Raw genomic sequence first — 12,106 nt, forward strand, 5'->3', positions numbered from 1 at the left:
AGCGAAAGAAAAACTTATGGATGTGCGCTTTCTGAAAAGCCTGGTAGCAGTGGTGGAAACCGGCTCGATTGCCGCGGCCGCGCGTCGCGAGAACCGCACGGCAGCGGCGATCAGCCAGCGCGTGCAGGCGCTGGAACGCACACTGGGCTGCACCTTGCTGCTGCGTACTGCGCATGCCATCCGCCCCTCGGACCAGTGCCTGCTGCTGTTGCCCAGAATCCAGGCGATCATCGAGCAGGCGCGTGAACTGCAGCACGACCTGAGCCAGGACGGATTGACGGGGGACGTCAGGGTGGGCGCGGTGTCGACGGCGTTGACCGGGGTATTGCCGGGGCTTATCGAGCGTCTGGCGCGATCGGCGCCGGGGCTCAAGCTGCAGATCACCCCGGGTGATTCGCGCAGCCTGTACGAGAAGGTGCTCGGCGGCGAACTGGATGCCGCGATTCTGGTGCGCCCGCCCTTCACGCTGCCCAAGGCACTGGCGCTGCAGGTGCTCAAGGTCGAGCCGCTGATTCTGATCGCGCCGGCTGCACAGGCCGCGCTGACCCCCGATACGTTGCTGCGCGAGCACCCGTTCATTCGCTATGACGCACAGTCGTGGGGCGGGCAGATCGCCCAGCACTACCTGGATGAGCAGCTGATCACGCCGCAGTTGCTGTGCGAGCTGGATGCGCTGGAAACCATCGTGATGCTGGTGGCCCAGGGCATGGGGGTATCGTTGGTGCCGCAATGGGCCGGCATGCCCCATGAGGGCATCTGTGCCTGGCCGCTGGGCGATGACCCGCGCCACGCTCGGGCACTGGTGGTGCTGCACGGCTCGACGCCGCGCCGGCCAGTGGCGATGCGGCATCTGCTGGGGCTGCTGGGCAGCCCCTCGCCGGTCAAGGCTGCTCGGTAACCCCGCGCACCACGCGACCGATGCTCAGGCCCTGCAGCAGGATCGACGACAGCACCACGATGTAGGTGATGCTCAGCAGCAGGTCACGTTCGGGACCCGATGGCAGCGACAGCGCCAGGGCCACGGACACACCGCCGCGCAGGCCGCCCCAGGTGAGCACGCGGATGGTGCCGCGCGGCACCGTTCTCCAGCGGCGCAGCATGACGATCGCCGGCGCCACGGTCAGCAGGCGCGACAGCAGGATCGCCACTGCCAGCACCCCGGCCGCAGCCAGGTGCATCCACGAGAACGGCAGCAGCAACAGCTCCAGGCCGATCAGCGCGAACAGCAGCGCGTTGAGCATGTCGTCGATCAGTTCCCAGAAGCCGTCCATGTAGCGCCGGGTCATGTCGTTCATAGCCAGGTTGCGACCCAGGTTGCCGATGATCAGGCCCGCTACCACCATCGCGATGGGCGCCGAGACGTGCAGTTCGTAGGCTGCGGCCGAGCCGCCGATCACCAGCGCCAGGGTCAGCATGACCTCCACCTGGTACTGCTCGATGCTCTTGATCATGCGGTAGGTGACGTAGCCGATCACCGCGCCGAACAGCGCGCCGCCGATGGCCTCGCGGGCGAACAGGATCGCGGTGTCGCTCACACTCGGGGTCTCGCCCAGTTGTGCGATGCCCAGCAGCACGGTGAACACCACGACCGCGGTGCCGTCGTTGAACAGCGACTCGCCGACGATGGTGGTCTTCAGCGGCTTGGACGCATTGGCGGTACGCAGGGCGCCGAGCACCGCGATCGGGTCGGTGGGCGAGATCAGTGCGCCGAACAGCAGGCAGTACAGCAGGTTCACGTGCCAGCCGAACAGGGCGAAGATCCAGTGTGCCAGGTAGCCGATCACCACGGTGGCGATCAGCACACCGACGGTGGCCAGGAGGCCGATCGGCCAGCGGTAGTCGCGCAGGTCGGCCAGGTTCACGTGCAGCGCCCCGGCGAACAGCAGGAACGCCAGCATCCAGTGCATCAGCAGGTCGTTGAAGTCGATCTGGCTCATCAGGCCCTGCACCCGTTCTTCCAGGCCCGGGTAGCCGATGACGCTCAGGCCCTGGAGGATCAGGGAAAACAGCAGTGCAGTGACCATCACGCCAATGGTCGGCGGCAGGCCGATAAAGCGGTAGTTCACATAGGTGAGGAGGGTGGTGAGGCAAATAAACGCGGCAACTAGCTCAAGCATCCTAGGTCCTGTAATGGCTTCCAAGTCAGTGCCCGAATGGCTCGGGCAGGGCTTGGATGCGCCGGCGCGAGGTTCAGGACACACTTTTTCGATCAACGTTGACCGCAGGCTGGCTGTTTTGTTGCGCCTGGTTGAAACTGCGCAGCCGTGCACTACCCAGGAACTCAACCGTGCTCGCCACTTCGCTGGTGCTGATCGCCGCCCTGCTGCATGCCACCTGGAACACCCTGATCAAGTTCAGCGGCGAGCGTCTGCTGGTGATTGCCAGCATGGACGTGGTGGCGCTGCTGTTCGCCCTGGCGATGGTGGCGTTCGTGCAGGTACCGCCGCCCGAGATCTGGCCGTGGATGCTGGCCTCGGCGGCGTTCGAGCTGTTGTACCGCTACCTGCTGATCAAGGCCTACCGGGTCGGCGACCTGGGCCTGGTCTACCCCCTGATGCGCGGGTTGTCGCCGCTGGTGGTGCTGGCGCTGACCCTGACCTTTGCCGGCGAGACGCTGAGCACCCAGCAGATCTTCGGCATTCTGCTGATCCCGTGCGGCATGGCCTGCCTGCTGTGGCAGGGCGGTGGCGGCGAGCGTCTGCCCTGGTCAATGCTGCCGGTGGTGGCGCTGATCGGCCTGTGCATCGGCTGCTACACCTGGCTCGACGGCAGCGCGATCCGGCTGTGGTCGCAGCCGCTGGACTACCTGGTGTGGCTGACGCTGATCAGCGCCTGGCCGTTCCCGTTGCTGGCGACGGTGGCCCGGCGCGCGCCGTTTGCGCAGTTCTGGCGCAGCCAGTGGAAGCTGGGCCTGGCCGTGGGGTTGTGCGTGCTGTCCAGCTACGCGCTGGTACTGTGGGCCATGCAACTGGGCTCGGTGGCCGAGGCTGCGGCGCTGCGCGAGGTGAGCGTGATCCTGGTGGTGCTGATGGGCATGCGCTACCTCAAAGAACCTTTCGGCGGGCCGAGGCTCTTAGCTTGTGCACTGGTACTGATCGGCATGCTGATCATGAAACTCTGACCCCAACAACAAGGACCCCTGCCATGACCGTCGCCTTCTGGTGTGTATTGATCGCGTTGCTGCTGCCGTTCGTGTGCACCAGCATCGCCAAGTTCGGCAGTGGTCGCTTCAGCCTGCGACAGAACCATGACCCGCGCGGTTTTCTGGACAAGCTCGAAGGCCTGCCGCGCCGCGCCCATGCGGCGCAGCTCAACAGTTTCGAGTCGATTCCGGCGTTCGTCGCGGCGGTGGTGATCGCCGACATCGTCGGCAATGCCGAGCAGGTCACCCAGGACGTGCTGGCGGTGCTCTACATCACCAGCCGCCTGCTCTACATCATCTGCTACCTGGCCGACTGGGCCGCGCTGCGCTCGGTGGTGTGGTTCGCGGGCATCGGCCTGATCGTCAGCTTCTTCGTGGTCTCGGCCTGAGCTACTTGCCTTCCACCTGCGGCACCACCGGCAGTGCCGCGCCCTTGGGCCACAGCAGCCAGATCTGACCCTGCTGCTTCATGTCCCCGGCCAGAGCGCCGGCCTCGCTGCCGGTACCCCAGAACAGATCGGCGCGCACTTCGCCGGTGATGGCCCCGCCGGTGTCCTGCGCGGCCACCGGGCGTACCACCGGCGCGCCGTCCGGGCGGGTGGTCGACAGCCACAGCAGGCTGCCCAGCGGGATCACCTTGCGGTCGATGGCCACGCTGTAGCCGGCGGTCAGCGGCACGTTCAGCGAACCGCGCGGGCCTTCGTTGCTGTCCGGGCGGGTGCTGAAGAACACGTAGCTGGGGTTGCTGGCCAGCAGCTCGGGCACGCGGCTCGGGTTGGCCTGGGCCCAGGCGTGGATGCTGCCCATGGTCACGTCTTCCTTCTTGAGCTGGCCCTGCTCGACCAGCCAGCGGCCCACCGGGCGATACGGGTGGCCGTTCTGGTCGGCATAGCCCACGCGCAGCTGCTGCCCACTTTCGAGCTGGATGCGCCCGGAGCCCTGGATCTGCAGAAACTGCAGGTCCATCGGGTCGGTCAGCCAGGCCAGCACCGGCGCCTTGACGCCTTGCTGCTGGATCACCCCGGCGGTGTCGTAGGGCTTGAGCACGCGCCCGTCCAGGCGACCGCGCAGGCGCTTGCCCTTGAGTTCGGGGTAGATGCTGTCGAGCGCCACCACCACCAGGTCATCGGGGATGCCATACACCGGCACGTTGGCCGTGGCGGTACGGGTCATGCTGCCGGGGTACACCGGTTCGTAGTAGCCGGTGATCAGGCCGTTGGCGTTGTTTTCGGCCGAGCGCAGGCCGTACACCTCGAGCTGCGTCTGCAAAAAGCCACGCACCTGGGTGGCGTCGTCGGGCACCTGCACCGCAGCAGCGCAGGGGGTGGCCCAGACCGGATCGTTCTTGAGGCGCTCGCACGCGCTGCGCCAGGCATTGAAGCCGGCCAGCAGGTCGCTGTCGGAGACCTTGGGCAGGTCTTTCCAGGTGGCGGGGCTGTAGGTGGCGAGCGGGTGCGGTGCGGATTTATCCGGGGCGCTGCCGTTGCAGCCGACCAGCAGGGCCAGCAACGCGGCGGTCAGGCCAAGGCGGCTCAGGGCGGTTTTCATGCGGGGTAGTCCTCTACGGTGTGCCTGGCGTTCAGGGCGGCCAGGCAACCCTTGTTTTTGGTAGGGGTATTGGTGTTTGCCGGCAAGGCGGGGATACTGGCCGCCTTTTTCCGTGTGCCGAGCCAAGCATGATGTTCAAGCGAATGACTGTGATCCTGGTGGCCTGCCTGGCCCTGAGCGCCTGTGGCGGTGTCGACCCCAACTCGCCGTTGGGCCAGCGCAAGGCGATTTTCAAGCAGATGCTCAAGACCAGCGAAGACCTCGGCGGCATGCTGCGTGGCCGGCTGGCGTTCGACGGGCAGAAATTTGCCGATGGTGCGGTGAAGCTCGACGCGTTGTCGCACCAGCCGTGGCAGCATTTCCCGCAGGTGCGCGAGGAGGACAGCAGCGCCACGCCCGATGTGTGGCAAAAGCAGGCGCGCTTCCAGGAGCTGGTCCGGCAGATGGAGCAGGTGACCGGCGAGCTGGTCGCCCAGACCCGTACCCAGCCATTGGAGCCTGCGGCGGTCGCGGCCCCGATGGGCAAGGTGGAAGCGGCGTGCAAGGCCTGTCATACCGAGTTTCGCAATCATTGATGGGGTGAGCTGGCCGGCCTTTTCGCCGCAGGGCCGGCTCCTACAGGTGGCGCGCTGTACGTAGGAGCCGGCCTTGCCGGCGAAGGGTTCAACGCGGACTACTTCTCCAGCTCATCCAGTGCCTGTTGCAGTTCCTTCTTCGACTCGGCCAGTTTGTCCTTGCGCTTGTTGATCTTGTCGGCGTCGCCTTTCTTCATGGCCTTGTCCAGGTCCTTGGTGCGCTGCGTCACTTCATGACGGGCATCCAGCACCTTCTGTTCACGCTGTTTCTTCAGGCCGGCATCGGTGCAGTGCTCGGTCACTTCGCTCAGGGCCTTCTCGAGGCCGGCCTGCTGGGCGCTGTTGCCGTGGGCGCGGGCCTGTTCGATCTGTTCACTGATCGCCTGCTTCTTGGCAGCGCAGCCGGTCAGGCCGGGTTGTTCCTCGGCAGCCATCAGCGAAGTGGCGAGCAACGAGCAGGCGGCGAACAGGGCAAGCGGGGAAAGCAGTTTCATAGTGGCTCCGTGGTCGCGGGCTTGGCAGAAACCCATGATGCTGCCCTGATCCGACAAATTTAGAAACCCTCGATTGTATGTTCACGTAACCGCGCCGCCAGGGCCTGCACCTGCGGGTGAGCGAAAAAGGCCAGCAACTGGCCGGCACGGTGGGCACCCACGCCGGGCTCGGCCTGCCATTGCGCCGCATTGCGGGCAGCCAGTGCGGCCCAGGTGTCCCCCGCTGCCAACGCACGCGGCGCCGGCATACCCAGGGCTCGCGCCCAGGTGGCAAAGGGTCGCTGACGGGCCTGTTCGAGGGCGGGGTACAACGGATGTTCGGCGGGCAGTTCCAACACATCGGCCAGTGTGCGCAACTGGCCGGCGTCGACCAGGCGCTCCCAGCTGGCCGGCCCGGCACCTGGGAGTGCCAGGCCCTGCTTGCCGCCCAGCCATTGCAACCTGGCCAGGAACTGCTGACGACACCCGGCGCTCAGCTCCCAGCAGCTCAACGGATGAAATGCATCGGCCGCCGGTACCTCCATCTCGCGCCGTTCGAGGGCGCGGTGCACCACGCCGTCCAGACGGGGAATGGTCAGGCCTGCCAGGCTGATCGCCACCTGATCGCCCGGGCGAATGTCCAGTTGCTGCCAGCGTCTTAGCGAGCCCACGCTGACCTGGCGCACCGTGCGGTCATCCAACTGCACCGGTGCCAGTTGCAGCACCGGGGTGATGCGACCGGTGCGCCCCACGTTGAACTGCACGCGTCGCACCTCGGCCAGCACCTGGGCGAAGGGGTATTTCCATGCCGCTATCCAGTACGGCGCCCGGGCCTGCCAGCGCTCGCCGGGCGGACGCCGGCCCTGGCGCAGCACCACGCCGTCGCTGGCGAATGGCAGTGGCGTGCGGTACCAGTGCTGGCGCCAGTGGGCGGCCTGGTCGAAGGTCTGCACCGGCTGGCTGAACGCCTCGCTGTAGGCAAAGCCCAGGGCGCTCAGGCGTGCCAGGCGCTCGCGCTGGTCCAGGGGGCCCTGCGGCCAGGCCCAGGCGAACAGCTCGACCACCGCGCCCTGCGCGGGGGTGAGCTGCTTGCGCGCCATCAGCCCGGCGACGTTGCCGCGGGCATTCCGGCTGCCCGCTGCGGCCTGCACATGCCCGTCCAGGCGCCAGAACAGCTCGCCTTGCAGTATCAGGTCCAGAGGTTCGGGCAACGTGTGGGGGAGGGCGCCCAGTGCCGGCAGGTGGCGGCTCCAGTCATGCCCGTAGGCGCCGTCGCCGCGGCTGATCAGGCGCACCAGCCGGCCCTTTGCATAGACCAGCGTGGCGGCCACGCCATCCACCTTGGGTTGTACCCAGAGGTCCTGCTTGCCGTGCATCCAGGCGCGCACGGCGGCTTCGTCGGGCAACTTGTTCAGGCCGGTGTGGGGGATGGGGTGGCGCAACGGGCCGGTGGCGGTTCCGAGCGGGTCTGCCGGGGGCGCACCGGTGCCGGGGAAGCAGGCTTGCAAGTGTTGCAGACGAGCCCGGCTCTGGTCGTAGAGCTCGTCGCTGATCAACGCGACGCCCAGGCGATGGTAATGATCGTCCCAGTCGGCCAGGCGCTCGCCCAGCTGCTTGAGTTCGCTTTGCGCCACTGCCGGTGGCCAGTCGGGGCAGGGCCGGGCGAGGGCGGTGGTTGGGGTACAGGCGAGCGTGCTGGCGAACAGCAGGCCGGACAACAGCTTGAAGGGCATGGCGAGCGTCCTTGCTCGGCGGGTGGAACTTCAAGCCTAGGCAAGAAAAAGCCCCTGCCAGTCGCCTGGCAGGGGCTCTTGTTTACCGGGTGTTGCTTGTACCGGGTGTTGCTTACAGCCCGGCGGCCGCGCGCAGCGCGTCGACACGGTCGGTGCGTTCCCAGGTGAACGTGGTGAAGGTGTCGTCGCCCACGGTCTTGACCTGCGGGGTGCGGCCGAAGTGACCGTAGGCCGCGGTTTCCTGGTACATCGGGTGCAGCAGGTCGAGCATGGTGGTGATCGCATACGGACGCAGGTCGAAACACTCGCGCACGATCTGGATGATCTTCTCGTCGGCAACCTTGCCGGTGCCGAAGGTGTTCAGCGAGATCGAGGTCGGCTGGGCCACGCCGATGGCGTACGACACCTGGATTTCGCAGCGCTCGGCCAGGCCAGCGGCAACGATGTTCTTGGCCACGTAGCGACCGGCGTAGGCGGCCGAACGGTCAACCTTGGACGGGTCCTTGCCGGAGAAAGCGCCCCCCCCGTGACGGGCCATGCCGCCGTAGGTGTCGACGATGATCTTGCGGCCGGTCAGGCCGCAGTCGCCCACCGGGCCACCGATGATGAAGTTGCCGGTGGGGTTGATGTGGAACTGGGTGTCCTTGTGCAGTAGCTCGGCCGGCAGCACGTGCTTGACGATCAGCTCCATCACGCCTTCGCGCAGGTCGGCGTAGGACACGTCCGGGTTGTGCTGGGTGGACAGCACGATGGCGTCGATGCCCACCACCTTGCCGCCTTCGTAGCGGCAGGTGACCTGGGACTTGGCGTCCGGGCGCAGCCACGGCAACAGGCCGGACTTGCGCGCTTCGGCCTGACGCTGCACCAGCTGGTGCGAGAAGCTGATCGGGGCTGGCATCAGCTCCGGGGTTTCGTTGCTGGCGTAGCCGAACATCAGGCCCTGGTCGCCCGCGCCCTGGTCTTCAGGCTTGCTGCGGTCAACGCCCTGGGCGATGTCTACCGACTGCTTGCCGATGATGTTCATCACCGCGCAGGTGGCGCCATCGAAACCGACGTCGGAGCTGTTGTAGCCGATGTCGACGATCACGTTGCGCACGATGTCTTCGAGGTCGACCCAGGCCGAAGTGGTCACTTCGCCGGCGATGATGGCCACACCGGTTTTCACCAGGGTCTCGCACGCCACGCGGGCGAACTTGTCTTCGGCGATGATGGCGTCGAGCACCGCATCCGAAATCTGGTCGGCGATTTTATCCGGATGCCCTTCAGACACGGACTCGGAGGTGAAAAGGGAGTATTCGCTCATCTCGACGGGTTCCTAAAATTTACCGATGGTGAGTGTCGCCAGGTGGTCGCTGAAAGTGGCGAACCTGAATCTGGAAACCATTACGTAAGCCCACATAGAGGCTGTCCTCGGGAACCAGCCCCGCGGCGCTGGCCCAACGGGCCAAATCATCCTGTTCAAAGCCCAGCCAGAGATCGCCGCACGCCTGGCGCGCCCAGCTCTGGTCGTGGCTGCACAGTTCTGTTACCAACAGGCTTCCGCCTGGTCTGACACGCTTGGCCAGGTGCCCGAGGGCCTGGGCAGGCTCGCTGAAATGGTGCAGCACCATGTTCAGCACCACGCAGTCGGCCTGTACATCCGTTGCATGCAGGGCATCGGCCAACAGCAAGGTTACGTTAGCCAGGCGCTCGCGCTGGCACACCTGGCGCGCCAGCTCGAGCATGGTCGGGCTGTTGTCCAGGGCGGTGACGTGGGTGAAGCGCCGCGCCAGTTCGGGCAGAAACTCGCCATCGCCGGGGCCGACCTCCAGGGCGCTGGCCAGCGGGTCGAAGCTGAGCTTGTCGAGCAGCGCCAGCAGGCTTTCGCGGTACTGCGCCAGGCCGGCGATCAGGTCCTGCTGGGCGCGGAATTTCTCTTCCACACGCAGGAAGAAGTCCTGGCTGGTGGCGGCCCGGCGCACCTGCACCTGGCCGATGCGCGCTTGCACCTCGGCCGGCAGTTCCAGCGCGTCGACCTCCTCCAGCAGCGCCCCGTGCAGCTTGCCGCCCAGGCGCTGGCTGTCGGGCAGTGCGCGGCGATAGAAGATCGCGTTGCCTTCGCGCCGGGTGGCCACCAGGTCGGCCTGGGCCAGTACCTTGAGATGGTGGCTCATGCCCGACTGGCCGATGGCGAAGATCTGCGCCAGCTCCAGCACCCCGAACGAATCGCTGGCCAGCGCGCGCAGCACGTTCAGCCGCAGCGGGTCGCCGCCGGCCTTGCACAGGGCAGCCAGCGCGTCGCTTTGCTCGGGGTCGATGGAGGGGGCGTGAAGGTTCATGGGCGGCAGTCTAGTCAGCGTGCAGCGGCCTCGCAAGTTCTATATCAAAAAGTTTTGATATTGCTCGATGGGCGGGCCCGGCCCGGCATGGCAGGCGACAATTTCTGCCGTTTTGTCGGCGCAACACGGGATTAGTCGCTCAATCGCACTAAAAACGTCCCTCATCGACCATCCGTGATTGCCCCCGGGCACGTGCCTGGGCGAAAATGGCCGCCTTTTTCCGTTCGTTAATATTCAAGCCCCCCAGGAGACAAGCGATGCCCAGCCGTCGTGAGCGTGCCAACGCCATTCGTGCCCTCAGCATGGATGCCGTGCAAAAAGCCAACAGCGGCCATCCCGGTGCCCCGATGGGCATGGCGGATATCGCCGAGGTTCTTTGGCGTGACTTCTTGAAGCACAACCCGAGCAACCCGCACTTCGCCGACCGTGACCGCTTCGTGCTGTCCAACGGCCACGGCTCGATGCTGATCTACTCGCTGCTGCACCTGACCGGCTACGACCTGTCGATCGACGACCTCAAGGCGTTCCGTCAACTGCACAGCCGCACCCCGGGCCACCCGGAATTCGGCTACACCCCAGGCGTCGAGACCACCACCGGCCCGCTGGGCCAGGGTCTGGCCAACGCCGTGGGCTTTGCCCTGGCCGAAAAAGTGCTGGGCGCCCAGTTCAACCGTCCAGGCCACGACGTCGTCGACCACCACACCTATGTGTTCCTGGGTGATGGCTGCATGATGGAAGGCATTTCCCACGAAGTTGCTGCACTGGCCGGTACCCTGGGCCTGGGCAAGCTGATCGCCTTCTACGACGACAACGGCATCTCCATCGACGGCGAAGTCGAAGGCTGGTTCACCGACGACACGCCGAAGCGTTTCGAAGCCTACCACTGGCAGGTGATCCGCAATGTCGACGGTCACGACCCAGAAGAGATCAAGACCGCCATCGAGACCGCGCGCAAGAGCGCGCAGCCGACCCTGATCTGCTGCAAGACCACCATCGGCTTCGGTTCGCCGAACAAGGGCGGCAAGGAAGACTGCCACGGCGCGCCACTGGGCGATGCCGAAATCGCCCTGACCCGCCAGGCCCTGAACTGGAACCACGGCCCGTTCGAAATCCCGGCCGACATCTATGCCGAGTGGGATGCCAAGCAGGCCGGCGCCGCCGCCGAAGCCGCCTGGGACCAGCGCTTTGCTGCCTACGCTGCAGCCTTCCCTGAACTGGCCAGCGAACTCAAGCGTCGCCTGAGCGGCGAACTGCCGGCCGACTTCGCCGAGAAGGCTGCCGCCTACATCGCCGAAGTGGACGCCAAGGGCGAAAGCATCGCCAGCCGCAAGGCCAGCCAGAACACCCTGAACGCCTTCGGCCCGCTGCTGCCGGAGTTCCTCGGTGGCTCGGCGGACCTCGCCGGCTCCAACCTGACCCTGTGGAAAGGTTGCAAGGGCGTCAGCGCCGAAGATGCCAGCGGCAACTACATGTACTACGGCGTGCGCGAGTTCGGCATGACCGCCATCATGAACGGCGTTGCCCTGCACGGCGGCCTGGTGCCTTACGGCGCGACCTTCCTGATGTTCATGGAATACGCCCGCAATGCCGTGCGCATGTCGGCCCTGATGAAGCAGCGCGTGATCCACGTCTACACCCACGACTCCATCGGCCTGGGCGAAGACGGCCCGACTCACCAGCCGATCGAGCAGCTGACCAGCCTGCGCACCACGCCGAACCTGGACACCTGGCGTCCGGCCGACGCGGTCGAATCGGCCGTGAGCTGGAAGCACGCCCTGGAGCGCAAGGACGGCCCTTCGGCGCTGATCTTCTCGCGTCAGAACCTGCAGCACCAAACCCGCGACGCCGGCCAGATCGCCGACATCAGCCGTGGTGGCTACGTGCTCAAGGACTGCGCAGGCGAGCCTGAGCTGATCCTGATCGCCACCGGTTCCGAAGTGGGCCTGGCGGTGCAGGCGTTCGACAAGCTGACCGAGCAGGGCCGCAAGGTGCGCGTGGTATCGATGCCATGCACCAGCGTGTTCGATGCCCAGGACGCCAGCTACAAGCAGTCGGTTCTGCCACTGCAGGTGGGCGCGCGGATTGCCATCGAAGCTGCCCACGCCGACTTCTGGTACAAGTACGTGGGCCTGGAAGGCCGCGTCATCGGCATGACCACCTACGGTGAGTCGGCGCCGGCTTCGGCACTGTTCGAAGAGTTCGGCTTCACCCTGGAAAACATCCTGGGTACGGCTGAAGAGCTGCTGGAAGACTGATAAAACCAGTTGGAGCGGCGTTGAACCCATCGCGGGTCAAGCCCGCTCCCACAGGGATCACG

At 66.1% G+C, this 12,106-nt stretch carries 11 protein-coding genes; 5 read left to right on the forward strand and 6 right to left on the reverse strand.

What is annotated here, in order from left to right; translation table 11 throughout:
* Window positions 1-16 precede the first annotated feature (16 nt).
* Window positions 17-898, forward strand: coding sequence for a LysR family transcriptional regulator (locus tag DN388_RS14290; RefSeq protein ID WP_255000566.1), 882 nt, complete (start codon window positions 17-19; stop codon window positions 896-898).
* Here the strand turns inward: DN388_RS14290 and DN388_RS14295 are convergent.
* The gene (locus DN388_RS14295; protein WP_043863609.1) at window positions 882-2,117 is read right to left on the reverse strand and encodes a sodium:proton antiporter; all 1,236 of its coding nucleotides are present in this window, start codon (window positions 2,115-2,117) and stop codon (window positions 882-884) included. The two genes, DN388_RS14290 and DN388_RS14295, sit on opposite strands and share 17 nt — an antisense overlap.
* Before the next feature lie 170 nt (window positions 2,118-2,287).
* On the opposite strand from DN388_RS14295, the gene DN388_RS14300 reads away from it, so the two are divergent.
* Complete coding sequence (locus DN388_RS14300) at window positions 2,288-3,121, forward strand: DMT family transporter (RefSeq protein WP_043863608.1); 834 nt, start codon at window positions 2,288-2,290, stop codon at window positions 3,119-3,121.
* Between the two features lie 23 nt (window positions 3,122-3,144).
* On the forward strand, window positions 3,145-3,531 hold the full coding sequence (locus DN388_RS14305; protein ID WP_054915760.1) for an MAPEG family protein: 387 nt from the start codon (window positions 3,145-3,147) through the stop codon (window positions 3,529-3,531).
* A 1-nt stretch (window position 3,532) separates the two neighbouring features.
* Here DN388_RS14305 and DN388_RS14310 read toward each other — a convergent pair whose 3' ends face one another.
* Window positions 3,533-4,690: a murein transglycosylase A gene (locus DN388_RS14310; protein WP_054915759.1), complete on the reverse strand. Its 1,158-nt coding sequence runs from the start codon at window positions 4,688-4,690 to the stop codon at window positions 3,533-3,535.
* A 131-nt stretch (window positions 4,691-4,821) separates the two neighbouring features.
* Here DN388_RS14310 and DN388_RS14315 point away from each other — a divergent pair, with 131 nt between their 5' ends.
* On the forward strand, window positions 4,822-5,265 hold the full coding sequence (locus DN388_RS14315) for a cytochrome c (RefSeq protein WP_196933014.1): 444 nt from the start codon (window positions 4,822-4,824) through the stop codon (window positions 5,263-5,265).
* 98 nt (window positions 5,266-5,363) lie between these two features.
* Here the strand turns inward: DN388_RS14315 and DN388_RS14320 are convergent, their stop codons facing one another.
* The 4 genes from DN388_RS14320 to DN388_RS14335 form a co-directional block, all read right to left on the reverse strand.
* Window positions 5,364-5,759, reverse strand: coding sequence for a DUF1090 domain-containing protein (locus DN388_RS14320; protein ID WP_043863604.1), 396 nt, complete (start codon window positions 5,757-5,759; stop codon window positions 5,364-5,366).
* A 59-nt stretch (window positions 5,760-5,818) separates the two neighbouring features.
* The gene (gene ligB, locus DN388_RS14325; protein WP_255000572.1) at window positions 5,819-7,471 is read right to left on the reverse strand and encodes an NAD-dependent DNA ligase LigB; all 1,653 of its coding nucleotides are present in this window, start codon (window positions 7,469-7,471) and stop codon (window positions 5,819-5,821) included.
* Window positions 7,472-7,583: 112 nt separating this feature from the next.
* Complete coding sequence (gene metK, locus DN388_RS14330) at window positions 7,584-8,774, reverse strand: methionine adenosyltransferase (protein ID WP_043863602.1); 1,191 nt, start codon at window positions 8,772-8,774, stop codon at window positions 7,584-7,586.
* A 19-nt stretch (window positions 8,775-8,793) separates the two neighbouring features.
* Complete coding sequence (locus tag DN388_RS14335) at window positions 8,794-9,789, reverse strand: metalloregulator ArsR/SmtB family transcription factor (protein ID WP_043863601.1); 996 nt, start codon at window positions 9,787-9,789, stop codon at window positions 8,794-8,796.
* 257 nt (window positions 9,790-10,046) lie between these two features.
* On the opposite strand from DN388_RS14335, the gene tkt reads away from it, so the two are divergent.
* Window positions 10,047-12,044, forward strand: a complete 1,998-nt coding sequence (tkt, locus tag DN388_RS14340) for a transketolase (protein ID WP_043863600.1) — start codon at window positions 10,047-10,049, stop codon at window positions 12,042-12,044.
* Window positions 12,045-12,106 lie beyond the last annotated feature (62 nt).

Source organism: Pseudomonas sp. S12(2018) (assembly GCF_024355235.1).
Classification (GTDB): Bacteria; Pseudomonadota; Gammaproteobacteria; order Pseudomonadales; family Pseudomonadaceae; genus Aquipseudomonas; species Aquipseudomonas palmensis.